Genomic DNA, 26,550 nt, shown 5'->3' with positions numbered 1-26,550 from the left:
AAAAAAAACCTGCGTAAAACGCAGGTTGGTGTAAATCGTGTTAATCAACCGAAGTTGATTCCACCTATCAATACCTCTGGGATCTCGACTCTAGCAATTCACTACGCATCGTTGCTAACGGACAATCGCAACAGCCTGAGGCAAAGTGTAACTAAAGGTTCAGATTGACATTATTCAGACATGACTGGCTGTGTAACGATTACACCGCGAGGGATGTTCTGCTTCACGTTTGCAGAGGACGCTCACCCGCTCCCCTTGAATGCGCGCCGCTTTTCCGCAACACTAGTTAGTGTGTAAACGCTTACCCCAATAAGAAGGTATTGAATGGCGACAATTAAGGATGTGGCTCGTCTGGCCGGTGTTTCCGTCGCGACCGTCTCCCGCGTGATCAACAACTCCCCTAAAGCGAGTGATGCATCGCGCCAGGCCGTGCAGGACGCCATGGAAAACCTGAATTATCACCCTAACGCCAACGCGCGCGCCCTTGCCCAGCAGTCGACAGAAACCATCGGGCTGGTGGTCGGGGATGTATCCGATCCGTTTTTCGGTGCAATGGTCAAAGCCGTAGAACAAGCCTCTTATCACACCGGTAATTTCCTGCTGATTGGTAATGGCTACCACAATGAACAGAAAGAGCGCCAGGCCATTGAGCAACTGATCCGTCATCGCTGTGCGGCGCTGGTGGTCCATGCCAAAATGATCCCCGACGCCGAGCTGATCCATCTGATGAAACAGATGCCGGGGATGGTGATTATCAACCGTATTATTCCCGGTTTTGAAACCCGCTGCGTGGCGCTCGACGACCGTTACGGCGCATGGCTCGCAACCCGTCATCTGATCCAGCAGGGCCATACCCGAATTGGTTATCTGTGCTCCAACCACCCAATTTCCGATGCGGAAGATCGCCTTCAGGGCTATTACGACGCGCTGCGCGAAGCCGGTCTGCCGTGCAACGATCGTCTTGTGGCGTACGGAGAACCGGATGAGAGTGGCGGCGAGCAGGCGATGACGGAGCTGCTGGGCCGCGGGCGGAATTTCACCGCCGTGGCCAGCTATAACGACTCCATGGCCGCCGGCGCAATGGGCGTGCTGAATGATAACGGGATTGACGTCCCGGCAGAAATTTCGCTGATTGGCTTTGATGATGTGCTGGTGTCGCGCTACGTGCGCCCTCGCCTGACCACCGTGCGCTACCCGATTGTGACCATGGCAACGCAGGCGGCAGAACTGGCGTTAGCGCTGGCCGAGCATCGCCCGCCACCGGAAATTACCCACCTGTTCAGCCCAACCTTAGTGCGCCGTCACTCGGTGGTATCGCCCGCGGAAGCCGTGAGCGAACAGCGATAGAGATGGACGGTTTTATCCGGGTATTCCAGCGCATCGCCAATGTAGTGCCAGCCGTAACGTTCGTAGAAGTCGCGGCAGGCAGACCAGAGATGAAGCTCGTGATACCCGGCGCGTCGCGCGTAGCCGATAACATGCTGCTGAAGTTTTCCCGCCAGCCCGTTTCCCCGGGCGGCTTCATCGACATACAGCGCAGCCAGCCAGGGGTAGAGATCCTGCCGGGAAATTAAATCGCAACGCCACAACCCAACGGTGCCCAGCAGCTGGTCATCCTCAACGGCAATAAAGGTGAGCGGTAACTCGCCCGGCGTCAGGCTGTGCTCAACAATGCTCTGGAAAAAGGCACGCGGCATACCTTCACCAAACGCGTTCCAGATCCAGTCGATCACCCGCTGTGTAAACTGCGGCGCAGCGTGAAGCGGCAGTATATTCACACCAGCTTCCCCTGGAAAAGGGGGACCGATTCAAAGAGATAGCCGTCAAAATCGGGCGCGTCTTCGTCTGACAGCTCAAGCAAGCTCTTTTTGACGTTTTCAAGATGCTGGAACATCGCCTGCCACGCCCCCATCACGTCGCGGCGGCGGAGCGCAGCGAGGATGGTTTGCCTGTCGCCGAGCCATTTCAGCCGCCAGGCGCGGCTGGCGATGTGGCCATTAAACTGCTGCCACAGTGGGCTGCTGTCCATGTGATGCCAGACGCTTTCAACGGTCGCCAGCAGCATCTGGTTTTGTGTGGCCCCCGCCAGCACCAGGTGGAACATTTTGTTGTTGTCCTGGCTGCGATCGTCGGCGGCAATTGCCCGTTGCTCCTGCTCGATGATACGGCGCAGGTTGTCAATATCCGCCCGCGTCGCCATTTTTGCGGCAAAGGCGGCAATGTTGCTTTCAAGCAGCTGGCGCGCCTGAAGAATTTCAAACGGACCCACGTCACTGTTCAGAAAACGTTCTTCCTCGTTTTCATGCTCCTCCGGAATGCGCATCACGTACACGCCAGACCCCTGGCGAATATCCACCGTCCCCTGTAGCTCAAGCATCAGCAGCGCCTCGCGCACGATAGTGCGGCTCACGCCATACGTCTCGGCGATGTTGCGCTCCGGCGGCAGACGCGATCCCACGGGATAATGCCCCTGGATAATCTGCGCCCGTAAATCCTCGCCAATCTCCTGGTACTGTTTTTTTTCCGGCAGGATGACAGCCTTATCCACGTTTTCACCTGTGTTTTTCAGTTAATGCGCGGGCCGGACGTCCTCCCGGCCAGTTTGTGCGCTATTTTACCAGAAGGCTTACTTCCATTCATCGTCAACCCTGAGCGTCAGCACACGCTCATCGCGCAGCTGGCGAAACCAGGATGCCGATTTCTTTGCCCGCCGTGCGCGATGGTTTTCAAGGTCGATCTCAATAAGCCCGTAGCGGTTTTTAAACGCGTTCATCGGGGAGACGTTGTCGGTGAAGGCCCACAGCATATAGCCGTGGCAGTTAGCCCCCGCCTCCCGCGCCAGCAGCGTGTAATAAAGATGTTCGCTGAGAAACGCAATGCGGTATGCGTCATCGATAATGCCGTCGCGATTGCGAAACTGCGCTTCGTTCTCCACGCCCATCCCGCTTTCCGCCACAAACCATTCAATGTTGCGATAGTCGTTTTTAATCCGCATCGCCATGTCGTAAATAATGCGCGGGAGGATCTCCCAGCCGCGGGAGGTGTTCATCCTCCGCCCCGGCAGCTCGAACGGCTCGTAGTAGTACGCCGGGTGGAACGGCGTCTCCGGGTGCCAGGCGCGGGACGGGGCTTTGACGCGATGCGGGTAATAGAGGTTAATGCCCAGCTCGTCGACGGTGTTGTCGGCAATCAGCGCCAGCTCGTCAGCCGTGTATTCCCACTGCACCTGATGCTGCGCCAGCAGGGTAAAAAGCGCCTGCGGATAGCGCCCGTGCACCAGCGGGTCAAGAAAGACGCGGTTATAGAACAGATCGTACATCTCTGCCGCCCGCACGTCATGCGGCGCGCGCGAGCGCGGGTAGGTCACCTCCGGGTTGAGAATACAACCCACCGTGCCGTCATACCCTTTCTCGCGAAACAGCTTCACCACTTTCGCCGTCGCCAGCACCTTATGGTGGTTCCACTGCATCCAGGTGCTGGTGTTCTGCTCATAGGGCCAGCGCAGCGCGTCGAGGTAGACGCGCGTCTGGACCACAATCGGCTCGTTGAAGGTAAACCAGCGGGTGACTTTGCCGTGAAAGCGCTCAAACACCTTTTCCGCATAGCGAACGAACAGCTCGACGACGTGCTTCGACGCCCAGCCGCCGTAGGTCTCCAGCAGCACGCCCGGCAATTCGTAGTGTTCCAGGCAGATCATCGGCTCAATGCCCTGACGGTGCATTTCATCGAACAGCGCGTCGTAATAAGCGGCGTACTCTTCATCTACGGTGGCGTTTTCATAGTCGGTCAAAAAGCGCGACCAGTTGATCGAGGTGCGATAGTGGGTCAGTCCCGCCTGCTTCATCAGCGCCACGTCTTCGCGAAAGCGATTGATAAAGTCGGTTGCCACCGCCGGGCCGTAGCCGTTGTGCCAGACGTGACGATCGTTCTTGTACCAGAGATCGATCCACGAATCCTGCCCCGACTTTTTGCCGCTCCAGCCCTCGGTCTGCCAGGCCGATGCCGCCGCGCCCAGCATAAAATCTGGCGGTATGGTTATCTGTTTTATGCTCATCCTGTCCTCATGCGTTATCGGTGGCTTGTTGCAGTGCGGCCTGATCTGCGCGGCGTGAGGCAATTTTCACAAACGGCAGATAGATAATCACCGCGGTCACGATGCAGATAAACTGGGTGATCACCGCCCCCATGGAGCCCGCGGTTGACAGCCAGGCGTTGATCAGCGGCGGCGTGGTCCAGGGCACCATCACCACGGCTTTCCCGGCAAATCCGGTCACGGTGGCAAAGTAGCCAATCGAGCCCGTCACCAGCGGCGTGATGATGAACGGGATAGCCAGGATCGGGTTGAGCATGACTGGCATCCCGAAGATCACCGGCTCGTTGATGTTAAAAATACCCGGGCCGATGGAGAGCTTAGCGATCTCCTTCATCTCTTTACGTTTGGTGGCAATCATGACGGCTATCAGCAGGCCGATGGTCAGGCCGGAGCCGCCGATGCTCATATAGACGTCCCAGAACGGCATGGTGATGATGTTTGGCACCTCTTTGCCCTGCTCGAACGCGCTCATGTTAACGGTGATTGCCCCCAGCAGCAGCGGCTCGCGGATCGGCTTGATCATCTGGTTGCCGTGAATACCAATCACCCAGAACAGCTGGGCGACAAACATCAGCAGCAGGATCCCCGGCAGGCTTTGCACCACGCGCTCCAGCGGCTGTTGCACCACCTGGTAAACCGCGTCGTAGAGATACATTCCGGTAACCCGATGAAACACGAAGCCAAAGGTGGCGATGGCGGTGGTGGTGATAATGGCCGGGATCAGCGCAGAGAACGACGCGGCGACGTTCGGCGGCACCGTGTCTGGCATCCTGATTTTCAGCCCCTTGCGGTTTTCCAGCCAGCAGTAAATCTCCACTGACAGGATGGCGATAAACATGCCGAGGAACAGGCTGCGGGTATCCGAGAACTGGCGCAGCAGCACGTCTTTCACCACGTGCATCTCGCCGTCCACCAGCATTTCCACCGTGGTCGGCGTCACGCAGATAAAGCAGATCACCGCCAGCAGGCCGGGGAACAGGGACTTAATGCCGTTAATACGCCCCAGCTCAATGCCGATTAAAAACACCGCGCCGATGTTGAGAAAGTTGAGCGTGGCATAGTTCAGCGCGCTGGTGATCGGCTTTAACGCCGCCAGAAACGACAGCGACTGAAAGCTCGCCAGGCCGTTTTTCGGATCCAGCACCATATTGGAGATCAGTACCGAGAACGCCCCCACAATGATGACCGGCATTAAGGTAATAAACGCAGACTTGATCGCCTGGATATAGCGATAGCTGTTGAAGGTGGTGGCAAAACTGCCCAGAGCGTCGATCAGTTTTTCCTGAAATGCCATAGGGTAATACCTCAGTAAAAGGGCTTTTATTGAATAAGATGGACAGCCGGATACTATTGGTATGCCAAAAATAGCGTCCACAGGCGCTTTGTTCTGTGATTAAGCTCTCAATGAGGTAAGAGGTATTCCAGATTGCGATTTATCACCATTTTGGCATGCCAATGACAGGCATTTATCCCGCGGGCGAGGATCGTTACCGAAAAGCGTGATCGTTATGGGGTTTTGCCCTTCCCACGTCGCTTATGCGCCGGATGGTCTGTGTTAAACTGCAAACCATTACGTGGAAACAGGAATTTCGAATGGCAACAATGCTGGATGTCTCACTGCGTGCGGGCGTGTCGAAGGCCACCGTTTCGCGCGTGCTGAACGGCACAGGTCAGGTTAAAGAGAGCACGCGTCAGCAGGTATTTCGCGCGATGGAGGAGCTGGGCTATCGTCCGAACTTTCTCGCGCGTTCGCTGGCTAACCAGACCAGCAACAGCATTGGTCTGGTCGTCTCGACGTTCGACGGTTTTTACTTTGGTCGTTTGCTACAGCAGGCGTCACGGCAGACCGAAAAGCACGGAAAACAGCTGATTGTTACCGACGGTCACGACGCCCCTGAGCAGGAAGAACAGGCGGTGCAGATGCTCGCCGATCGCAAGTGCGACGCCATCGTGCTGTATACGCGTTACATGAGCGAAAAGACGATCCTGAAGCTGATCAACAGCGTGCAGACGCCGCTGGTGATCATTAACCGTGAAGTGAGCCAGGCGGCGGATCGCTGCGTCTTCTTTGAACAGCAGGACGCAGCCTTCAAAGCGGTGGATTACCTGATAAGCCAGGGCCACCGGGAGATCGCCTGTATCACCGTCCCGATCCACACGCCAACGGGTAAAGCGCGACTGATGGGCTACCGTAAGGCGCTGGAGAAGCACGGTATTCGTCTCGACGAGCGGCGGATTAAATACGGCGATGCAGGCATGACGCGGGGTTACGAGCTGTGCAAGGAGCTGATTGCGGAAAAGACATCGTTCAGCGCCCTGTTTGCCTGTAACGATGATATGGCCCTGGGCGCCTCCAAAGCATTACACCAGGCCGGGCTGAAGATCCCGCAGGATATTTCGCTGTTTGGTTTTGACGATGCCCCCAGCGCAAAGTGGCTGGAGCCTGCCCTGTCGTCGGTGTATCTGCCGATCGACAACATGATCGTCACGGCGATCGACCAGGCGATCCGGCTGGCAAAAAACCAGCCGGTTGAAGCGATCCCGCCGTTCACCGGCACCCTGGTGTTACGCGATTCGGTGACGACGGGGCCCTGGTTTAATCAGACCAGCTCTAACGCCAGCAGCTCCTGAATGGTCTGGCGACGGCGAATCAGCCGCGCCACGCCGTTATCAAACAGCACTTCCGGCAGCAGCGGGCGGCTATTGTAGTTGGAAGACATAGACGCCCCGTATGCACCGGTATCATGCAGCACCAGATAATCTCCCGGTTTTACCTCTGGCAGCGAACGGGTTTCGACTTTCCCGCCTTCCTGCTGAGTAAAGACGTCACCGGATTCACACAGCGGGCCGGCAACAACGGTCTCGATGCGCGGGGCGTTAACCAGATCGCGGCCATCGGCGGCAAGCGCGGTGATGTGATGATAGCTGCCGTACATGGACGGGCGCATCAGATCGTTGAAGCCAGCATCAATCAGCACAAAGTGACGGCTTCCCATCTCCTTCACGCTCCGCACCTGCGCCACCAGCACGCCGGCCTCGGCAACCAGGAAACGACCCGGCTCAATCTCCAGCTTCACCGCATGGCCCAGATGGGCGGCGATGCTGTCACGCGCGGCGCTCCACAGGCCGTAATAGTGATCCGTGTCGATCGCCTCTTCCCCTTCGCGGTAAGGAATCGAAAGCCCTCCCCCGGCGGAGATCGCCTCCAGATCCTGACCAAAATCGATAACCTGACGCACCATGGCGCCACAGACCTGCTCAAGATGGCCGTAATCCACGCCGGACCCGATATGCATGTGAATGCCCACCAGCTTGAGGTTGTAGCGTTGTAAAACCTCCAGCGCCGCAGGCATATCGGCATACCAGATCCCGTGCTTGCTGTTTTCGCCCCCGGTGTTGGTTTTCTGACTGTGACCGTGACCAAAGCCCGGGTTGATGCGCAGCCAGACGCGATGGCCAGGAGAGACCTGCCCAAGCTGTTCCAGCATATCCACCGAACCGGCATTGACCGGGATTTGCAGCTCATGCACGCGCGCCAGCGTGGCGTCGTCTATCAGGTCAGCGGTAAAGACGATCGCGTCGCTGTCGGCTTTCGGATCAAACCCGGCCGCCAGCGCACGTTCGATTTCACCCAGCGATACGGAGTCAACCTTCACGCCCTGCTCGCGCATCAGGCGCAGAATATGAATATTGGAGCAGGCCTTCTGCGCAAAACGCACCACGTCAAACTGATGCAGCGCGGCGATCTTCTCGCGGACAATCTGTGCATCGTAGACCCACACCGGACAGCCGAATTCGGCAGGCAGGCGCAGCAGGTTATCGGCGTTTAAATCGGTCTCAGTCTGGTTGAGTGGGCGTGGCATGGTCGTCTCCGGAAATCTGTTTTTTATCATTACGCCATAGCCTGAAGAGAATAAAAAATATCGTTTTATCTTGAGTCTATGCAAAAATGATATGGACTACGCTCAGCCATCAGGTGCCCTATGCCCGCCGTTAACCTACGCCATATCGAGATTTTTCATGCGGTAATGACCACCGGCAATCTCACTGAAGCCGCGCACATGCTGCACACTTCGCAGCCGACGGTCAGCCGCGAGCTGGCGCGTTTTGAGAAAGTGCTGGGGCTGAAGCTGTTTGAACGCACCCGCGGCAGGCTGCATCCAACGGTGCAGGGTTTACGTCTGTTTGAGGAGGTTCAGCGCTCCTGGTACGGGCTGGACAGGATCGTGAGCGCGGCAGAGAGCCTGAGGGAGTTCCGCCAGGGCGAGCTGTCCATCGTCTGCCTGCCGGTCTTTTCCCAGTCATTCCTGCCGGTACTGTTACAGCCGTTTCTGGCCCGCTATCCGGAGGTCAGCCTGACCATCGTGCCGCAGGAGTCGCCGCTGCTGGAGGAGTGGCTTTCGGCCCAGCGCCACGATCTGGGTCTGACCGAAACCCTCGTCACGCCAGCGGGAACGGAACGCACGGAGCTGCTGTCGCTGGATGAGGTCTGCGTGCTACCTGCCAGCCACCCGCTTGCCCACAAAGCGGAGCTGACGCCGGCGGATTTTCACGGTGAGAACTATATCAGCCTGTCGCAGACCGACAGCTACCGGCAGCTTCTGGATGGCCTGTTTGCCGAACATCAGGTGAAGCGGCGGATGGTGATGGAAACGCACAGTGCGGCGTCTATTTGCGCGATGGTGCGCGCGGGCGTGGGTATTTCGGTGGTGAACCCGCTCACGGCCATGGACTACGCCAGCAGCGGCGTGGTTCTGCGCCGTTTTAGCGTTTCCGTTCCCTTTACCGTGAGCCTGATCCGCCCGCTGCACCGGCCCGCCTCAGCGCTGGTTGATGCCTTTAGTGAACACCTGATTGCGCACGCGCGTCAGGTGGCGCTTCGCTTACCTGACCTGCAAAAACCACTATGACAGCATGAACTCCACCGCATCCGCGGCATGGATGGCGGCGGTATCGAAGACCGTTATCGGGCTTTGGTCTGCCGGCACCAGCAGGCCAATTTCGGTACAGCCGAAGATAACCCCTTCCGCCCCCTGCTGCGCCAGTTTCTCAATCACGCTGACGTACCATGCGCGCGACGTTTCGCTGAAGGTGCCCAGACACAGCTCATCAAAAATAATCTGGTTAATGCGCGCCCGGTCAGCCTCTTCAGGGATCAGGCTTTCAATCCCGAACTGGCTGCTCAGCCGCCCGCGGTAAAAATCCTGCTCCATGGTGTAGCGCGTCCCCAGCAGCGCCACGCGCGTCATGCCGGCGGCACGTATGGCACGCCCGGTGGCATCCGCGATATGTAAGAACGGCAGCGAACAGCGGTCTTCAATGTGCGACGCCACCTTATGCATGGTGTTGGTACACAGCAGAATACCCTGCGCGCCCGCACGCTCCAGCCCAAGCGCGGCGTCCGCCAGCATCTGCCCCGCTTTGTCCCACTCCCCGCTCGACTGGCAGGCTTCTATTTCATGGAAATCCACGCTGTGCAGCAGCAGGCTGGCCGAATGCAGACCGCCCAAACGCTGTTTGACGCCTTCATTAATCAGGCGGTAGTACGGGATCGTTGATTCCCAGCTCATGCCCCCTAACAGACCGATCGTTTTCATCTTTCCTCCTGTGCGTTTCACCCAGTGAAGCAAACTTGTGATCGCCTTTCCAGTTATTTGGCTAAACGTTTCCTTTTCGCCGCGGGTGCGATAAGTTAAATGAAACAATGTTTCATTACATAACAGGGCGAAAATATGTTTATTTTCCATAAAGAGACCACGCTTGAGGATCTGGGCAACGGCGTGACGCGTCGTATTCTGGCGCACGACGGCAGGATGATGGCGGTGGAAGTGAATTTCGAGCAAGGCGCGATTGGCCCGATGCATAACCACCCGCATGAGCAGCTCACCTACGTTCTCTCGGGGGAGTTTGAGTTCACCATCGGCGAGGAGAAGCATGTGGTGACCGCGGGCGACACCCTTTATAAAGCGCCGCACGTGATGCACGGCTGCGTTTGCCTGAAACCCGGCACCCTGCTGGATACCTTTACGCCGGTTCGCGAAGATTTCCTGAAATAAAAAAGGCGCTCAGTTGAGCGCCTTTTTTGATGTTATTCCGTAACCGGCTCAGGAAGTTGTTCCGGCAGCGGGTTGCGGGTGCTCATTGCCTCGCGCAGCAGCACGCTGCCACAGGCGAACAGTCCACCCAGAATACACGCCAGCAGCACGATCAGGGCTTTGCCCGGGCCATCTTTTTTCACCGGCATAGAAGGTGAAAGCTGGTATTTGAACGGCTCCAGGCTCACATCTTCGAAGGAAAGTTTTTGCAGCTGTGCCAGATAGTATTCGCGGTTCTGGAAATCGGCGTTCAGCTCAGAAACGTCCTTCAGATTTTTTTCAATCTGCAATTTCTGCGCAATCCCGTCCGCACCGAGGGCGACGGAATAATCCGGATCGTCTTTCACCGCCTGTCCATTGCTGTAGACCGGCTTTTTGATCCCTGCCGCGTTCGCCACTTCCAGCGAGTAGTTCAGGCGTTGCAGGTTGGTATTATGGATATTTGTCAGACGGACCCGATCCAGCTCCAGCTGCTGCTGAACCGTTTTGGTTCTCAGGATAAGCTGATCGCGAATGTTTTGCATGGTCTCCTGCTCGACGATGCGGGAGATGTACTGAATGTAACCCTTCAACACTTTCTGCGCGTCCTCTGCCGTTGGGGCAGTGAAGCTTAACGTCCAGGAGAGGTACGGTGCTTTATCGGCATTTTTTTCCTGCGTGTTATCAACGGCTTTCATCTTTTCGGCAATATTGACCACCGCGCGGTGCAGCTCCAGCGGGTCAACCTGAGCGCCATCGAGCTGAGCCATCACGTAAGGTGAGCTCTTCATGTACTCTTCAAGCAGAGACTGGGACTGAAACTTTTTGATAAACAGATTAAACACATCCGCACGGGTAATTTTCACGTCGACATCAAGCACCTGGAGCGCCACCATCATCTGGCGTAGCGAACTCCACTGCGTCTGTTCCGCGGGCGTAATGACCGCTTTACTGGTCCATTTTTGCGGTATCAGAAAGGCGATTGCCAGGCCGACCAGTGCAAATGCAAAGACAATGGTGATGATGCGTTTTTTTGCTGCCAGCAGGACGTCCAGCAGACCCAGAAGATCTATTTCTTTAGCGCTGACCGCCGGGGGAGCATAGTGAGGAAAGTTGAGATCCGTATGTTTTTTGAAATCCATCGCTGACATAACTGTTCTTCTTTTAAGGATGCAGTGAAATTCTGCCTGACTGGTTCCGGTGTAACAAATCATACAAGAATGTAAGAATTATCTGAATGACGAATTGGTACATCTGTAGACCTGCTATCAGATCTGGTAGTTAGCCACGCTGCGTGACTATTCTTATTCCCGCTCCCTTTTTGCTTCGTTATCTCTTCCTCATGGCCGGCGGCAAAGGTTCGTGAAAAGTCAAAAATGCCACCTCCCTCACTATATTGAAACAGCGTTTCGACGCCGATCACATTTCCACCATTAAGCGAATGACGCAGAAATAAATCGCAATAATATAAAATAAAACGATGTTTTAGTATCCAAGAACACCGGTTCAGCTCTTTTGAAACCAGAAACGCTTACAGCACAAAGAAAGACAAAAAAGCGTTAAAAAACAAACGTAGATTTCGCCGTTGCCAGACGTTGCACCCTGAATTTCAGCTCTCATGCCGCGCATCGCAGGCCTGGGAAAATGTAACAAAGCAGATTTCGTATTAAACCATTGATTGCCAGGTAGGTATGTATGAATGAAAACAAGCTGCTGGGGCTCGCATGGATATCACCCTACATCATCGGGCTGATACTCTTTACGGCATTCCCCTTCGTCTCATCGTTTTTCCTCAGCTTTACGGATTACGATTTGATGAGTCCGCCGGTGTTTAACGGCATTGAAAACTATCGCTACATGTTTACCGAAGACACGCTCTTCTGGAAATCCATGGGCGTGACCTTTGCCTATGTATTTTTAACCATCCCGTTAAAGCTCGCCTTTGCATTAGGAATTGCCTTTGTCCTGAACTTTAAATTACGCGGCATCGGCTTTTTCCGAACGGCCTACTATATTCCGTCGATCCTCGGCAGTTCCGTCGCCATTGCCGTATTGTGGCGCGCCTTATTTGCCATTGATGGTCTGCTGAACAGCTTTATCGGCGTATTTGGCTTTGATCCGGTGAACTGGCTGGGCGAGCCGTCGCTGGCGCTGATGTCCGTTACCCTGCTACGTGTCTGGCAGTTCGGTTCCGCGATGGTCATCTTCCTGGCCGCGCTGCAAAACGTTCCGCAGTCCCAGTATGAAGCGGCAATGATCGATGGCGCATCGAAATGGCAGATGTTCATGAAGGTGACCGTGCCGCTGATTACGCCGGTGATCTTCTTCAACTTCATCATGCAGACCACGCAGGCGTTCCAGGAATTTACCGGGCCGTACGTCATTACCGGCGGCGGGCCAACCTATTCGACCTATCTGTTCTCGCTCTACATCTACGACACCGCGTTCAAGTATTTCGATATGGGCTATGGCGCGGCGCTGGCGTGGGTCCTGTTCCTGGTGGTGGCCGTCTTCGCCGGTATCGCCTTTAAGTCGTCGAAATACTGGGTGTTCTACTCCGCCGATAAAGGAGGCAAAAATGGCTGATATTCAACAACTCTCCACGGCAAGAAGCGTCGCCGAACGCGAAGTGGCCCGCACGCTGCGCAGAGAGAAAATCAACGCCACCGTTCGCTATGTGATCCTGCTGGCTGTCGGCCTGCTGATGCTTTACCCGCTGGTGTGGATGTTCTCCGCGTCGTTCAAACCGAACCACGAGATCTTCACCACCCTGAGCCTATGGCCAGCCCACGCCACCTGGGATGGTTTCGTGAACGGCTGGAAAACCGGCACCGAGTACAACTTCGGCCATTACATGCTGAATACCTTTAAGTATGTGATCCCGAAAGTGATCCTGACCATTATCTCCTCCACCATCGTGGCGTACGGCTTTGCCCGCTTCGAGATCCCGTGGAAGAAGTTCTGGTTCGCCACGCTCATCACCACCATGCTGCTGCCCAGCACCGTGCTGCTGATCCCGCAGTACCTGATGTTCCGTGAAATGGGCATGCTCAACAGCTATATGCCGCTGTACCTGCCGCTGGCCTTCGCCACTCAGGGGTTCTTCGTCTTCATGCTGATCCAGTTCCTGCGCGGCGTCCCGCGTGACATGGAAGAGGCGGCGCAGATAGACGGCTGTAACTCCATTCAGGTGCTGTGGTACGTGGTGGTGCCGATCCTGAAACCGGCCATTATCTCCGTCGCCCTGTTCCAGTTCATGTGGTCCATGAACGACTTTATCGGGCCGCTGATTTACGTCTACAGCGTGGATAAATACCCCATCGCACTGGCGCTGAAAATGTCCATCGACGTCACCGAAGGCGCGCCGTGGAACGAAATTCTGGCAATGGCGAGCATCTCCATTCTGCCATCCATCATTGTCTTCTTCCTGGCACAGCGCTACTTCGTACAGGGCGTCACCAGCAGCGGAATTAAAGGTTAAGAGGGAAATACCATGGCTGAAGTTATTTTCAACAAGCTGGAAAAGGTCTACTCCAACGGCTTTAAAGCGGTACACGCTATCGATCTTAAAATTGCTGAAGGGGAATTCATGGTGATCGTCGGCCCATCCGGCTGCGCCAAATCCACGACCCTGCGCATGCTGGCGGGGCTGGAAACCATCAGCGGCGGCGAGGTGCGCATTGGCGACAAGATCGTGAACAACCTCGCGCCGAAAGAGCGCGGTATTGCAATGGTGTTCCAGAACTACGCCCTCTATCCGCACATGACGGTGCGCGAGAATCTGGCCTTTGGTCTCAAGCTGAGCAAACTGCCGAAAGATCAGATTGAGTCTCAGGTGAATGAAGCCGCCAAAATTCTTGAGCTGGAAGAGCTGCTCGACCGCCTGCCGCGCCAGCTTTCCGGCGGCCAGGCGCAGCGCGTGGCGGTAGGCCGTGCGATTGTGAAAAAGCCGGATGTGTTCCTGTTCGATGAGCCGCTTTCAAACCTCGACGCCAAACTGCGCGCTTCGATGCGTATCCGTATTTCTGACCTGCACAAGCAGTTGAAGAAGTCAGGAAAACCGGCGACCACCGTTTACGTGACCCACGACCAGACCGAAGCGATGACCATGGGCGACCGCATCTGCGTGATGAAGCTCGGCCATATTATGCAGGTGGACACGCCGGACAACCTCTACCACAAGCCGAAGAACATGTTCGTGGCGGGCTTTATCGGCGCGCCGGAGATGAATATACGCAAAAGCGTGCTGGTCGAAAAAGCGGGCCAGCTGCACATCGCCATTGGCGATGAAACCATGCCGCTGAACGCGGAGAAGCAGGAGAAAGTCGCGGCTTACGCGGGTCAGGAGATCTTCTACGGCGTGCGCCCGGAATTTGTGTCGCTCTCTGATGAGCCCTTCCCGAATGGCGGCTGTAGCGGGGAGATGGTGCGCGTGGAGAACATGGGCCACGAATTCTTTGTGTACCTGAAGGTCGCGGACTACGAACTGACCGCCCGAATCCCGTCCGATGAAGCTAAGCCAATGATTGATAAAGGGCTTTATCGTAAGGTGTATTTCACGTTTGAGATGAACAAGTGTCATATTTTTGACGCAAAAACTGAACAGAACCTCTCTCTCTGATGGAGTGATAAAAATGAAAAAAGTGCTTTTAAGCGCAGCAATCTCCGCGACCCTCGGCCTTACCGCTTTGCCATCGATGGCGCAGAATGTGGATTTACGGATGTCCTGGTGGGGCGGCAATGGCCGTCACCAGGTCACTCTGAAAGCGCTGGAAGAGTTCCATAAGCAGAACCCGGACATCAACGTGAAAGCGGAATACACCGGCTGGGACGGTCACCTCTCCCGTCTGACCACCCAGATTGCGGGCGGCACCGAGCCGGACGTGATGCAGACCAACTGGAACTGGCTGCCGATCTTCTCCAAAACCGGTGATGGCTTCTACGATCTGAACAAGATGAAGGACGTGATCGACCTGTCGCAGTTCGATCCCAAAGAGCTGCAAACCACCACCGTGGACGGCAAGCTGAACGGCATTCCGATCTCGGTGACGGCGCGCGTGTTCTACTTCAATGACGAAACCTGGAAAAAAGCGGGTATTGCGTACCCGAAAACCTGGGACGAGCTGATGGCGGCCGGTAAAACCTTCGAGAGCAAGCTCGGCAAGCAATACTATCCGGTGATCCTGGAGCACCAGGATACGCTGGCGCTGCTGAATTCGTACATGATCCAGAAGTACAACATTCCTGCGGTGGATGAGAAAACCAAAAAGTTCAGCTACACAAAGGAACAGTGGGTGGAGTTTTTCCAGACCTACAAAAAGCTGATCGACAGCCACGTCATGCCGGACACCAAATACTATGCCTCGTTCGGTAAGAGCAACATGTATGAGATGAAGCCGTGGATCCAGGGTGAATGGGGCGGCACCTACATGTGGAACTCCACCATCAACAAATATTCCGACAACCTGAAGCCACCGGCGAAACTGGAGCTCGGCAGCTACCCAATGCTGCCGGGAGCCACCGACGCGGGTCTGTTCTTCAAACCGGCGCAGATGCTGTCGATTGGTAAGACAACCAAAAACCCGGAAGCGGCAGCGAAGCTGATTAACTTCCTGCTCAACAGCAAAGAAGGGGTTGATACGCTGGGTCTTGAGCGCGGCGTGCCGTTGAGCAAAGTGGCGGTGCAGTATCTGACCGAAGACGGCACCATTAAAGAGGACGATCCATCCGTGGCGGGCCTGCGCCTGGCGCAGTCGCTGCCGGCGAAACTCACCGTCTCGCCATACTTTGACGACCCACAGATTGTGGCGCAGTTCGGTACTTCTTTGCAGTATATCGACTACGGGCAGAAAACCGTGGAAGAGACGGCCGCTGACTTCCAGCGTCAGGCGGAGCGTATTTTGAGACGTGCGATGCGGTAAATACAAAGCCGGGTGGCGGCTACGCCTTACCCGGCCTACAGGCTATCGTAGGCCCGGTAAGCGAAGCGCCACCGGGCAATGACATTACACGCCGATATTACGTAGTTTCTCCCCTCTCATCAGCTTGCGTTCAATATGCTCCAGGGTCACGCCTTTGGTTTCCGGAATCAGCCAGAAGGTCACGCCGATAAATGCCACGTTCAGCACTGTATAGAGCCAGAAGGTGCCTGCCGCGCCAATCGCATCCAGCAGCGTCAGGAAGGTCGCGCCAATGATCATGTTCGACACCCAGTTGGTGGTGGTGGAACAGGTGATACCAAAGTCACGGCATTTCAGCGGCTGAATTTCAGAGCACAGGATCCACACCACCGGCGCGGCGCTCATCGCGTAACCGGCGATGCACATCATGGTCATGCCGACGGAGAGCCAGGAGAGGCCGCTTGACGCCGTGCCGTTATCGAACTGCATCAGGCAGTAGCCGAGTATTAAGGTGCCGAGCGCCATCACGCTAAAGCCAATTTTCAGGGCCGGTTTACGTCCGGCCTTATCAACGGTGAACACCGCGATAAAGGTGGCGAACATAAAGGTCAGCCCTACCACCAGCGTGGCGATCATCTGCTGTTCGGTGGTGGTAAAACCGGCCATTTTAAAGATGCGTGGGGCGTAATACATGATGATGTTCATCCCCGTGAACTGCTGCATCGCCTGTAACAGCATGCCGAGGAACACCGCGCGGCGCACGTTGCGGTTTGCCTTAAACAGCGACCAGCCGCCCTGCTTCAGCTTCAGGCTCTCGCGGATTTCGTTCAGCTCTTCACGCGCTTTTTCAGACGTGTCGCGCAGCATGCGCAGCACCTCTTCCGCCTCCACGTGACGCCCTTTTTGCGCCAGCCAGCGCGGGCTGTTCGGCAGGAAAATGACTAACACAATCAGCAGCACCGCAGGCAGCGCCAACACGCCAAGCATTGCCCGCCAGTTGCCGCTGTAGCTGAAGTATGTATCCGACAGGAACGCCAGCACGATACCGAGCGTCACCATCAGCTGGTACATGCTGATCATCTTCCCGCGCACGTTTTCGCTCGCCATTTCGGAGAGGTAAAGCGGCGCGGTGTAGGACGCGATACCCACCGCCACGCCCAGCAGCACGCGGGAGAGCAGCAGCACCTCAACGTTGATGGCAAACGCCGAGCCAATGGAACCGGCAACAAACAGGATCGCCCCGACCATCAGGCTGTATTTGCGCCCGAGACGGAACGACAGCCAGCCGTTAAAGAGCGCGCCGATGGCCGCGCCGAGCATCATGCTGCTCACCACCCACTCTTGCAGGCGGTTGCTTAACGTAAAGTGGTCGGTAATAAAGGGCAGTGCGCCAGCGATAACGCCGATATCCAGACCAAACAGTAAACCGGCTACGGCGGCCGCAACAGAAACAAACTGGTTCATGCGTCGGGTATCGCGCAGCGCAGCGGGCATAAGGGTAGAGTCATTTACAGATGTCATAGTTTCCTGCCTCAACAGCGAAATTCGTTAAGTGAAATTACGAGATACCGGAAGAAAGTGTCAGGCCGGAACTGGTGAAGATATGGATTATTTCGCTACGACATACCGATCTGTGATGGACATTACAATTTAAAATCAGGGTGGTTTAAACTTATTTTTTATTAATTAGTTAATATTTAAGCAATAAATGTGTGACACCCGTCATTCATTCCTTTTCAGTATGGATTTTTCATCTTTAAGGATATGGATAAAGCCAATTTTGGCGCAAAAAAAACCTCCACCCGAGGGCAGAGGTTCTTTATTCGGGGTGAATTATCGTGCCAGCCAGCCGCCGTCAACGGCAACGGTGTAGCCGTTGATATAGTCAGAAGCCGGGGATGCCAGGAACACGATCGGCCCCATCAGATCGCTCGGCAGACCCCAGCGGCCCGCTGGAATACGCTCCAGGATAGCTGCACTGCGCTCTTCATCCGCACGCAGCTGCTGGGTATTGTTGGTGGCCATGTAGCCCGGCGCAATCGCGTTGACGTTGATGTTGTGCTGCGCCCACTCGTTCGCCAGCAGACGGGTCACGCCCATCACGGCGCTCTTCGATGCGGTGTAAGACGGCACGCGGATGCCGCCCTGGAAAGAGAGCATGGAGGCAATATTGATGATCTTGCCGCCTTTCCCTTGGGCGATGAAGTGCTTCGCAGCCGCCTGGGACATAAAGAACACGCTCTTGATGTTCAGGTTCATCACGTCGTCCCAGTCCGTTTCGCTGAAGTTAATCGCGTCTTCACGACGGATCAGGCCGGCGTTGTTGACCAGAATATCGATATGCCCAAACTCCGCCACCGCGCGATCCAGCAGCTCAGGGATCGCATCGATTTTGCGCAGGTCCGCGGTCAGGCTCAGGAAACGGCGGCCCAGTGCGGTAACGCGCTCGATGGTTTCCGTTGGCTCAACGATGTTAATCCCGACGATATCGCAGCCCGCTTCAGCCAGACCTAACGCCATACCCTGCCCCAGCCCGGTGTCACAACCGGAAACCACAGCCACTTTACCTTGCAGAGAAAATGCATCCAGAATCATGTTTATTCCTTAATCGTTCAGCGCCTGTCAGCAACAGGCAGATATATACTTAACTGCCTGCGACTAGCGCAGATCCTTAACAGCGACGTGGTCCATGTCATCGAAGACCTGGTTTTCACCGACCATACCCCAGATAAAGGTATAGGCTTTCGTTCCCACGCCAGAGTGGATGGACCAGCTCGGCGAAATGACCGCCTGCTCGTTGTGCATAACGATATGGCGCGTCTCCTGCGGCTGTCCCATCATGTGGAACACGCAGGCGTCTTCATCCATGTTGAAATAGAAGTAGACCTCCATGCGGCGCTCGTGGGTATGGCACGGCATGGTGTTCCACAGGTTGCCCGGCGCAAGTTCGGTCAGCCCCATGCTGAGCTGACAGGTTTCCAGCACATCCGGAACAAAGTATTTGTTGATGGTGCGACGGTTGCTGGTGAGGTTATCGCCAAGGGTCACCGGGGCAACATCCGCTGGCGTGACTTTTTTGGTAGGGTAAGTCGTATGAGCCGGGGCGCAGTTGTAGTAAAACTTCGCCGGTTTGCTGCCATCAATGCTGGCGAACACCACTTCTTTCGCCCCTTTGCCGACGTACAGCGCGTCGCGGTGACCAATTTCGTAGCACTGGCCATCAACGGTAATGGTGCCCGGCCCGCCGATGTTAATCACGCCCAGTTCACGGCGTTCGAGGAAGTAGCTCACGCCCAGCTGTTTGCCCACTTCACCGCCCACGGAGACGGTTTTCGCCACCGGCATAATCCCGCCCACAATAATGCGGTCAATATGGCTGTAGAGCATGGTGTACTTGTCGGCTTCGAACACTTGCTCAACTAAAAACTCACTGCGCAGCCCCTGAGTATCCAGCGTTTTAGCGTGCGCACTGTGGATGCTTTGTCTGACGTCCACGTAAACCTCCAGAATTGATCGTGCCCGAAGGCAAAGATAATTAACGAAACAACGTTCCGTTTTCGTGATGAACACATATTATCCCCTGATCACGGGGTTTTCAATTGCATTTAAAACAACGTTTCATTTTTTCTGCTTGTTTATGCCAGAAATGGTGTTTCGATCACGATAAATCTTTAAGACCCTCAATCTGGTTAATGAAACTGAGAAAGTGCGCTGTCAGTCACACATAATGAAACAACGTTTTGATAATTTATCACCTAGTTTTCAACCTACATTACGCGTTCAAAGGAGTGCATTATGGCTAAAGGTATGCGGGTCAAGCTGAACTATGAGGTCAGCCGCGATCCGGATACAGGCGTGGAAGTCACCCGCCTGACCCCACCGGAAGTAACCTGTCATCGCAACTACTTTTACCAGAAGTGCTTCTTTAACGATGGCAGCCACCTGCTGTTCGCCGGGGAGTTCGACGGTCACTGGAACTATTACCTGTTGGATCTGAAAAAAGCCGAAGCGGTACAGTTGACCGAAGGCGCGGGCGATAACACCTTTGGCGGTTTCCTCTCTCCGGATGATAAATCCCTCTACTATGTGAAGAACGATCGCACCCTGCTGGAGGTGAATTTACAGACGCTGGCAGAGCGCGAAGTGTACCGCGTCCCGGAAGAGTGGGTCGGCTACGGCACCTGGGTCGCGAACAGCGACTGCACCAAACTGGTGGGTATTGAGATTGCCAGACGTGACTGGACGCCACTCAACGACTGGAAAATTTTCCACGACTTCTTCCACAAAGGGCCGCACTGCCGCCTGCTGCGCGTTGATCTGAAAACGGGTGAAAGCACCACCATTCATGACGAGAAGATCTGGCTGGGACATCCGATATATCGCCCGTTCGATGACAATACCGTGGCCTTCTGTCATGAAGGGCCGCACGACCTGGTCGACGCCCGCATGTGGCTGGTCAACGAAGATGGCAGCAACGTGCGGAAAGTGAAAACGCACGCGGAAGGTGAAAGCTGTACACATGAATTTTGGGTGCCGGACGGGTCCGCGCTGATCTACGTTTCTTACCTGAAAGGTCAGCAAGGGCGCACCATCTCCCGCTTCAACCCGGACACCGGCGTGAATGAAGCGGTAATGAATATGCCCGCCTGTTCGCACCTGATGAGCAACGTCGACGGCACCTTGTTGGTTGGCGACGGCTCCGGTACGCCTGTCGATGTGAAAGACACCGGCGGCTACACCATTGATAACGATCCTTATCTGTATGCCTTTGACGTGGCGAAGAAAGCCTGTTACCGCATCGCCCGTCATGACACCTCATGGGCTACGGTGGCGAACAGCCGCCAGGTAACCCACCCGCATCCGTCCTTCACGCCGGACGAAAAAGCGGTGCTGTACAGTTCCGATAAAGACGGCAAACCGGCCCTCTATATCGCGAAACTCCCTGAGCAACCTGAAATGTTGCATGTCTGATTTGAGTTAGTGTTTCTGTAACTGGCCTTGCCCTCCGATTCGGAGGGCTTTTTTTTGGGTGATTGCGCGACATACGAAACGACGGAGTGGAAGGAAGGTGTAGGCCGGGTAAGCGAAGCGCCACCCGGCGGTTTTAGCGAAGAAGATAAATTATCAGAAGGAGTACGCCACGCCTAAACGGAAACGGGTCTGGCGTTCGTCCGTGTCTTTAACCCCCACGTTGCCCACCTCCACATACGGCGCCCAGTTTTTATCCCATTTGTAGGCCAGCTTGGCGTTATATTCGTTGGAATAATCTTTATTGTTATTTCGGGCCACGCCTTCAGAACTTTTCGCGTAAACATAGTTCAGCTCGGTACGCCAGTCACCTAATACCCAACCGACCCACGCATCGCCACGGTTAACTTTATCATCGTCCTTATTTGAGCTTGACGGGTAGCGGGTATATTCGTAACGGTAACGCGCAGCCACGTAGAAGCCATTATCGAAGCTATATTGCACATGCAGATTCGGTTTATAAATGGTGCGACTGTCTGTGCTTTCAATCGTAAACGCAGGGGTCAGGGCGATATTGTCTGTCGCTTTCCAGCGCCAGCTAATCTGATCTTCGTGACCGTTCCCCACTACATCCGCGAATGGCTGATCTGCCTTGTCCCCGCCTGATTTCCACTTCGCCTCGACTGAAAAACCGAAGCCATTATCAAAGCGGTGCGAGACGGCAACACGGTCGGCATTCGAGCCGCTGTCAATATATTCGTGACGCAGATCGACGGTAACGGCGCTAGCCGCAAAAGAGGCACTAATAAGGGAAGCAAGGAGCAGAGATTTCTTAAACATGAAAAAACCCTCAATTAAAATAACGTTTCGTTTTTATGAAACTTGAGTTTATTTTTTATGCACCGTTATTTTAGTGACAAGGATCGAAATTATTTGTTTCATTTTTTTTGGCAAAGATTGACGTGAACCCCATCAACAAAAAAAGGGTATCAACCGTAAATTTCAGGCGTGAGATCACATTAAGCACTTCACAAAGCAAATAATTAACCGCGCAATAATTATTGCGGGCTTCAGAAAGAACGCATAAGTGTTAAAAAAGGATTCTGCGGACACAAAAAAACCTCCCGTGGGAGGTTTTCTGTGCGCAGAGGGAGAAATTACCGTTCGATAGCCAGGGCCACCCCCTGCCCCCCGCCAATACAGAGCGTTGCGATCCCTTTTCGGGCGTTACGCTTTTTCATTTCGTGGACCAGCGACACCAGAATGCGGCAGCCGGAGGCGCCAATGGGATGGCCCAGCGCGATGGCTCCGCCGTTGACGTTGACCCGCAGCGGATCCCATTCCAGCATTTTCCCGACCGAGATCGCCTGTGCAGCAAAAGCTTCGTTGACCTCAATCAGATCCACATCGTTCAGCTCCCAGCCCGCCCGCTCCAGGCAGCGGCGCGTGGCATAGACCGGGGCGATCCCCATTAATGCGGGATCAACGCCCACGCTGGCAAACGCTTTAATCCGCGCCAGCACCGGCAGCGCCAGCTCCTGGGCTTTGCTTTCACTCATCATCATCACCGCCGCCGCACCGTCGTTAATGGATGAGGCGTTGCCTGCCGTTACGGAACCGAGCGTTTCAAAGGCCGGATCGAGTTTTGCCAGCCCTTCTGCGCTGGCATCGGTGCGCGGCTGCTCGTCGGTATCGACGATGAGCGCTTCACCGTTCTGGCGCTGGGTACTGACCGGGACAATTTCATCGTGAAAACGCCCGGAGTCGATCGCTGCACGCGCTTTTTGCTGTGAGCTGAGGGCATATGCATCCTGAAGCTCGCGGCTGATACCGTATTCCCGCGCCAGGTTTTCCGCCGTTACGCCCATATGGTAGTCGTTGAAGGCGTCCCACAGCCCGTCGTGAACCAGGCTGTCAAGCAGCTGACTGTTCCCGAGCTGCGCGCCGGTCCGGCTGTCGGTCAGGACATGCGGGGCGCGGCTCATATTCTCCTGCCCGCCGGCAATGACCACATCCGCTTCACCACACTGGATGGCCTGCGTTGCAAGATGGAGCGCTTTCAAACCTGAACCACAGACGTCGTTGATGGTAATTGCCGAAACGGTATTAGGCAGGCCGCCCTTCAGCGCCGCCTGGCGCGCAGGGTTTTGTCCCGCGCCAGCGGTCAGCACCTGGCCCAGGATCACCTCATCAATTTCATGTGCGGCAATCCCGCTGCGTTCCACCAGCGCTCTTACCACCACGCTGCCAAGATCAACCGCAGAGTGACGCGCAAGCGCTCCCTGAAAACAGCCGATAGCCGTACGTAACGCACCCACTATAACGACATCTTTCATCACGACCTCTGTGCAAAATGACATGACGATAGTAGAGGATTGTTATCAACAATTGACGCAAATGTTTAAAATTAGTGAGTTTAGTCACAGGATTATCGTGCGTCCTGCAAGTACTGGCGCAGCCAGCTTCCGGCGACGCCGGGCGGGGTTCGTTTGTTCCATACCAGATCGATGGCAATCGACCTCGGCCAGCCCGGCACGTTCAGCTGCACCAGCGATTTCGACGCGGCAAATTCGTCGACCAGCGCGCAGGGTAACGCGCACCAGCCAAAGCCCTGTACTGCCATGCTCAGCAGTAACAGGTAATTCGGCGCAGACCAGACCGGCCCGCGCGAAAGGGGCGCTTCCCGTTCAAGATAGGTGCTCAACCGCAGCTCGCGCCAGCCATGCAGCTCGTCCGCCTGCGTCTCATGTTGCCCTGCCAGAGGATGTCCGGCAGAAACGTAGATGGCCATCCGCGTCTGCATGGGCAGACGGGTCGCGCCAATATCGGTCGGGTAGCTGTCGCGCGCTTCCGTCAGGCCAATTTGCGCCCGCTCCTTTTGCAGCAGATCGATCACGTCCTCCTCTTCCCCAATCAGGCACTCGAATTCCGTGTGCGGAAAACGCTGGTCGAACTGGCTCATCATCTCTTCCAGCACGGCCGGGTTAAGCGTATCGGAGAGAACAAAGGTAAAACGCGCCTCCGTTTGCGCCGTTAAAGATACGGCCAGCTCATCCAGGCGCGCGCTGGCGGCGAGTATCGACTGGACATAGCCCAGCACCTGTTCACCCTGGGCGGTTAATACCGGGTGACGCGCCGAGCGATCGAACAGCTCAAAGCCAAGGTCAGCTTCAAGGTTGGCAATGGAGGTGCTGATGGTGGACTGGCTTTTACGCAGCCGTCGTGCCGCAGCTGAAAACGAACCTGCGGCGACAGTTTCAACAAACGCGGTCAGTGCTTCGGGAGAGTAACGCATGATGTATCTACTTTATCGATGGATACCATCTTTTATATATCACCTTAAACGATAAGAATAGGCCGTATCAACGCCCATACTGGCGTCAATATGAGGTAAATATGCAACATCAGGATGCACTCCAACGTAAATTGCCGGAGCGGATCTTCCATGCCGTCTGTTTTGAAGGCATTGCTACGGCGATCCTCGCCCCGACGGCCGCGTGGCTAATGCAGCGCTCGGTGGTTGAAATGGGGGGTCTCACCATTATTCTGGCGACCACGGCAATGCTCTGGAACATTATCTATAACTTTGGCTTCGACCGTTTCTGGCCCGTCCAGCGGGTGAAGCGCACGGCGAAAGTGCGCGCCCTGCATGCGCTGGGTTTTGAATGCGGCTTTATTGTGATTGGCGTAACCATCGTTGCCGCCGTGCTGGGCGTGACGCTGCTCCAGGCTTTTACCCTGGAAATTGGTTTCTTCCTGTTCTTCCTGCCGTACACCATGCTCTACAACTGGGCGTACGACACCCTGCGGGAGAAAATCATCAAGCGCCGCCAGCAACGACGCGCCCTGGCAAGCGAATAACCTTCCGGCCGGAGACCTGCTCCGGCCCACCCCCTGCGAAGCAACGGCGACCTCAACGCATAATTATGGTAAATTGCACTCCTTTTTGTTCGTTTTATAGTTGATACGTTGCTCTAATGTCGAAAATTTGGTCAAAAGAAGAGACTCTCTGGAGTTTCGCCCTCTACGGCACTGCCGTGGGCGCAGGAACCCTGTTCTTGCCCATTCAGCTCGGCTCTGCTGGCGCGATTGTCCTGCTGATCACCGCCCTTGTGGCGTATCCCTTAACCTACTGGCCGCATAAAGCGCTGGCGCAATTTATTCTGTCGTCGAAGACGAAAGGCAACGAAGGGATCACCGGTGCCGTTTCCCATTACTACGGCAAAAAGATCGGCAACCTGATCACCACGCTCTATTTTGTGGCCTTCTTTGTGGTAGTTCTGATTTACGCGGTGGCGATAACCAACTCACTCACTGAACAGCTGGCGAAACGGATGACGGTGGATACCGGCATGCGGATGCTGGTGAGCTTTGGCGTGGTGCTGATTTTGAATCTGATCTTCCTGATGGGGCGGCACATCACCATTAAGGTGATGGGTTTCCTTGTCTTTCCGCTGATCGCCTATTTCCTGTTTGTCTCGCTGTATCTGACGGGCAGCTGGCAGCCGTCGCTGCTGACCAGCCAGATGGCCTTCGACCAGCATACGCTGCACCAGGTGTGGATTTCGATCCCGGTGATGGTTTTCGCTTTTAGCCATACTCCGATCATCTCGACCTTCGCCGTAGACCGTCGCGAGAAATACGGTGAAGAGGCGATGGGTAAATGCAAAAAAATCATGAAAGTGGCGTACCTGATCATCTGCCTCAGCGTGCTGTTCTTTGTGTTCAGCTGCCTGCTTTCGATTCCACCGTCGTATATCGTGGCGGCAAAAGAGGAAGGGGTGACGATCCTGTCCGCGCTGTCAATGATGCCTTCGTCCCCGGCATGGCTGGGCATTTCCGGCATTATCGTGGCGATTATTGCGATGTCGAAATCGTTCCTCGGCACCTATTTTGGCGTGATTGAAGGGGCAACGGAAATTGTGAAATCGTCGCTGAATCAGGTGGGTGTGAAGAAAAGCCGCGCCTTTAACCGCGCGGTTTCGATTCTCGGCGTGTCGCTGATTACCTTTGCGGTCTGCTGCATCAACCCGAATGCGATCTCAATGATTTATGCCATCAGCGGTCCGCTTATCGCCATGATCCTGTTCATCATGCCGACGCTGTCGACGTACCTGATCCCGTCATTAAAACCGTACCGCTCCATCGGTAACCTGCTGACGCTGATTGTGGGTGTGCTGTGTGTGTCGGTGATGTTTGTGGGTTGAGTATGCTGCCCGGCGCAATGCCGGGCATCTGTTTTACGCCCGAATATCGTCATACTCCCGCGTATTATCAAACTCATGCTTCGCAAATGGACACAGCGGGATAATTTTACGATTCTCACCGCGCATCTTCTCTACCACCTTCGCCACCAGCTGTTTACCCACACCCTGCCCTTTCAGGCTCGGATCCACATCGGTGTGCTCGATGATGCTCAGATGCTCGCCGGTCGGGACAAAGACGATCTCCGCTACCTGATTGCCTTCGGCGTCGTTGACGTAAAACTTGTTATGGCCTTCAAGAATTTCCATGG

Annotated in this window: 25 protein-coding genes; 11 read left to right on the top strand and 14 right to left on the bottom strand. The window is 55.3% G+C overall.

All coding sequences use genetic code 11. From position 1 onward, the window contains the following. Positions 1-324: 324 nt before the first annotated feature. The gene (gene galR, locus ACOTWU_RS06260; RefSeq protein ID WP_252049353.1) at positions 325-1,347 is read left to right on the top strand and encodes an HTH-type transcriptional regulator GalR; all 1,023 of its coding nucleotides are present in this window, start codon (positions 325-327) and stop codon (positions 1,345-1,347) included. Here the strand turns inward: galR and ACOTWU_RS06255 are convergent. The 4 genes from ACOTWU_RS06255 to ACOTWU_RS06240 all read right to left on the bottom strand — a co-directional run bounded on the left by ACOTWU_RS06255 (position 1,302) and on the right by ACOTWU_RS06240 (position 5,387). After that, positions 1,302-1,778 (bottom strand): GNAT family N-acetyltransferase, encoded by a 477-nt coding sequence (locus ACOTWU_RS06255; protein WP_017692731.1) that lies wholly within the window; start codon positions 1,776-1,778, stop codon positions 1,302-1,304. The two genes, galR and ACOTWU_RS06255, sit on opposite strands and share 46 nt — an antisense overlap. After that, the gene (locus ACOTWU_RS06250) at positions 1,775-2,548 is read right to left on the bottom strand and encodes a GntR family transcriptional regulator (RefSeq protein WP_003862809.1); all 774 of its coding nucleotides are present in this window, start codon (positions 2,546-2,548) and stop codon (positions 1,775-1,777) included. Before ACOTWU_RS06250 ends, ACOTWU_RS06255 begins: the two co-directional genes overlap by 4 nt. 78 nt (positions 2,549-2,626) lie before the next feature. Continuing rightward, positions 2,627-4,054: a glycoside hydrolase family 1 protein gene (locus ACOTWU_RS06245; protein WP_126498794.1), complete on the bottom strand. Its 1,428-nt coding sequence runs from the start codon at positions 4,052-4,054 to the stop codon at positions 2,627-2,629. A gap of 7 nt (positions 4,055-4,061) precedes the next feature. After that, positions 4,062-5,387, bottom strand: a complete 1,326-nt coding sequence (locus tag ACOTWU_RS06240; protein ID WP_032649375.1) for a PTS sugar transporter subunit IIC — start codon at positions 5,385-5,387, stop codon at positions 4,062-4,064. A 299-nt stretch (positions 5,388-5,686) separates the two neighbouring features. Here ACOTWU_RS06240 and ACOTWU_RS06235 point away from each other — a divergent pair, with 299 nt between their 5' ends. Further along, positions 5,687-6,724 (top strand): LacI family DNA-binding transcriptional regulator, encoded by a 1,038-nt coding sequence (locus ACOTWU_RS06235; protein ID WP_003862814.1) that lies wholly within the window; start codon positions 5,687-5,689, stop codon positions 6,722-6,724. On the opposite strand, the gene lysA is transcribed toward ACOTWU_RS06235, so the two are convergent. Continuing rightward, complete coding sequence (gene lysA, locus ACOTWU_RS06230) at positions 6,694-7,956, bottom strand: diaminopimelate decarboxylase (RefSeq protein WP_017692727.1); 1,263 nt, start codon at positions 7,954-7,956, stop codon at positions 6,694-6,696. The two genes, ACOTWU_RS06235 and lysA, sit on opposite strands and share 31 nt — an antisense overlap. 120 nt (positions 7,957-8,076) lie before the next feature. Here lysA and ACOTWU_RS06225 point away from each other — a divergent pair, with 120 nt between their 5' ends. Beyond that, entirely contained in the window at positions 8,077-9,003 is a 927-nt protein-coding gene (locus tag ACOTWU_RS06225; RefSeq protein ID WP_017692726.1) for a LysR family transcriptional regulator, read from the top strand. Here ACOTWU_RS06225 and ACOTWU_RS06220 read toward each other — a convergent pair. Next, positions 8,998-9,690: an aspartate/glutamate racemase gene (locus tag ACOTWU_RS06220; protein ID WP_109937814.1), complete on the bottom strand. Its 693-nt coding sequence runs from the start codon at positions 9,688-9,690 to the stop codon at positions 8,998-9,000. The genes ACOTWU_RS06225 and ACOTWU_RS06220 overlap by 6 nt on opposite strands. Before the next feature lie 135 nt (positions 9,691-9,825). Between ACOTWU_RS06220 and ACOTWU_RS06215 the strand changes: the two genes are divergently transcribed. Beyond that, a complete protein-coding gene (locus tag ACOTWU_RS06215; RefSeq protein WP_039269867.1) occupies positions 9,826-10,149 on the top strand; it encodes a cupin domain-containing protein in 324 nt (107 codons plus the stop codon). Between the two features lie 32 nt (positions 10,150-10,181). Here ACOTWU_RS06215 and wzz(fepE) read toward each other — a convergent pair whose 3' ends face one another. Beyond that, positions 10,182-11,318 (bottom strand): LPS O-antigen length regulator Wzz(fepE), encoded by a 1,137-nt coding sequence (wzz(fepE), locus tag ACOTWU_RS06210; RefSeq protein WP_017692725.1) that lies wholly within the window; start codon positions 11,316-11,318, stop codon positions 10,182-10,184. Between the two features lie 544 nt (positions 11,319-11,862). Between wzz(fepE) and ACOTWU_RS06205 the strand changes: the two genes are divergently transcribed. From ACOTWU_RS06205 to ACOTWU_RS06190, 4 genes are read left to right on the top strand one after another with little or no spacing between them, the layout of a single operon-like run. Continuing rightward, the gene (locus tag ACOTWU_RS06205; RefSeq protein WP_006811834.1) at positions 11,863-12,753 is read left to right on the top strand and encodes a carbohydrate ABC transporter permease; all 891 of its coding nucleotides are present in this window, start codon (positions 11,863-11,865) and stop codon (positions 12,751-12,753) included. Further along, complete coding sequence (locus ACOTWU_RS06200) at positions 12,746-13,648, top strand: carbohydrate ABC transporter permease (protein ID WP_032649385.1); 903 nt, start codon at positions 12,746-12,748, stop codon at positions 13,646-13,648. The genes ACOTWU_RS06205 and ACOTWU_RS06200 overlap by 8 nt, the downstream gene beginning before the upstream one ends. A 12-nt stretch (positions 13,649-13,660) precedes the next feature. Beyond that, the gene (locus ACOTWU_RS06195) at positions 13,661-14,788 is read left to right on the top strand and encodes an ABC transporter ATP-binding protein (protein ID WP_063158028.1); all 1,128 of its coding nucleotides are present in this window, start codon (positions 13,661-13,663) and stop codon (positions 14,786-14,788) included. Between the two features lie 13 nt (positions 14,789-14,801). After that, positions 14,802-16,088: an ABC transporter substrate-binding protein gene (locus ACOTWU_RS06190; protein WP_017382862.1), complete on the top strand. Its 1,287-nt coding sequence runs from the start codon at positions 14,802-14,804 to the stop codon at positions 16,086-16,088. A gap of 84 nt (positions 16,089-16,172) precedes the next feature. Here ACOTWU_RS06190 and ACOTWU_RS06185 read toward each other — a convergent pair whose 3' ends face one another. The 3 genes from ACOTWU_RS06185 to kduI form a co-directional block, all read right to left on the bottom strand. Next, positions 16,173-17,588, bottom strand: a complete 1,416-nt coding sequence (locus ACOTWU_RS06185) for a sugar porter family MFS transporter (RefSeq protein WP_023295370.1) — start codon at positions 17,586-17,588, stop codon at positions 16,173-16,175. Between the two features lie 312 nt (positions 17,589-17,900). Continuing rightward, positions 17,901-18,662, bottom strand: coding sequence for a 2-dehydro-3-deoxy-D-gluconate 5-dehydrogenase KduD (gene kduD, locus ACOTWU_RS06180; protein ID WP_006811839.1), 762 nt, complete (start codon positions 18,660-18,662; stop codon positions 17,901-17,903). Positions 18,663-18,725: 63 nt separating this feature from the next. After that, a complete protein-coding gene (kduI, locus tag ACOTWU_RS06175; protein WP_023304358.1) occupies positions 18,726-19,562 on the bottom strand; it encodes a 5-dehydro-4-deoxy-D-glucuronate isomerase in 837 nt (278 codons plus the stop codon). Between the two features lie 300 nt (positions 19,563-19,862). Here kduI and ACOTWU_RS06170 point away from each other — a divergent pair, with 300 nt between their 5' ends. Next, on the top strand, positions 19,863-21,038 hold the full coding sequence (locus ACOTWU_RS06170) for an oligogalacturonate lyase family protein (RefSeq protein WP_023304359.1): 1,176 nt from the start codon (positions 19,863-19,865) through the stop codon (positions 21,036-21,038). Positions 21,039-21,191: 153 nt separating this feature from the next. Here ACOTWU_RS06170 and ACOTWU_RS06165 read toward each other — a convergent pair whose 3' ends face one another. The 3 genes from ACOTWU_RS06165 to ACOTWU_RS06155 all read right to left on the bottom strand — a co-directional run bounded on the left by ACOTWU_RS06165 (position 21,192) and on the right by ACOTWU_RS06155 (position 24,330). Next, entirely contained in the window at positions 21,192-21,875 is a 684-nt protein-coding gene (locus ACOTWU_RS06165) for an oligogalacturonate-specific porin KdgM family protein (protein ID WP_003862842.1), read from the bottom strand. Positions 21,876-22,192: 317 nt separating this feature from the next. Beyond that, a complete protein-coding gene (locus ACOTWU_RS06160) occupies positions 22,193-23,371 on the bottom strand; it encodes an acetyl-CoA C-acyltransferase (protein ID WP_252049352.1) in 1,179 nt (392 codons plus the stop codon). Between the two features lie 92 nt (positions 23,372-23,463). Beyond that, positions 23,464-24,330: a LysR family transcriptional regulator gene (locus ACOTWU_RS06155; protein ID WP_015571771.1), complete on the bottom strand. Its 867-nt coding sequence runs from the start codon at positions 24,328-24,330 to the stop codon at positions 23,464-23,466. A gap of 101 nt (positions 24,331-24,431) precedes the next feature. Here ACOTWU_RS06155 and ACOTWU_RS06150 point away from each other — a divergent pair, with 101 nt between their 5' ends. Together ACOTWU_RS06150 and ACOTWU_RS06145 are read left to right on the top strand one after the other, a co-directional pair. Further along, positions 24,432-24,896, top strand: a complete 465-nt coding sequence (locus ACOTWU_RS06150) for a multidrug/biocide efflux PACE transporter (RefSeq protein WP_022651793.1) — start codon at positions 24,432-24,434, stop codon at positions 24,894-24,896. A 116-nt stretch (positions 24,897-25,012) separates the two neighbouring features. Next, positions 25,013-26,242: an amino acid permease gene (locus tag ACOTWU_RS06145; RefSeq protein ID WP_003862847.1), complete on the top strand. Its 1,230-nt coding sequence runs from the start codon at positions 25,013-25,015 to the stop codon at positions 26,240-26,242. A 33-nt stretch (positions 26,243-26,275) separates the two neighbouring features. Here ACOTWU_RS06145 and ACOTWU_RS06140 read toward each other — a convergent pair whose 3' ends face one another. Continuing rightward, the gene (locus ACOTWU_RS06140; protein WP_003862848.1) at positions 26,276-26,548 is read right to left on the bottom strand and encodes a GNAT family N-acetyltransferase; all 273 of its coding nucleotides are present in this window, start codon (positions 26,546-26,548) and stop codon (positions 26,276-26,278) included. Between the last annotated feature and the right edge of the window lie 2 nt (positions 26,549-26,550).

It is taken from the genome of Enterobacter cloacae complex sp. GYL001 (assembly GCF_049237125.1).
GTDB classification, from domain to species: Bacteria; Pseudomonadota; Gammaproteobacteria; order Enterobacterales; family Enterobacteriaceae; genus Enterobacter; species Enterobacter hormaechei_C.
Note: the sequence above shows the minus strand (reverse complement) of the source record. Positions and strands in the feature narration are given on the sequence as shown.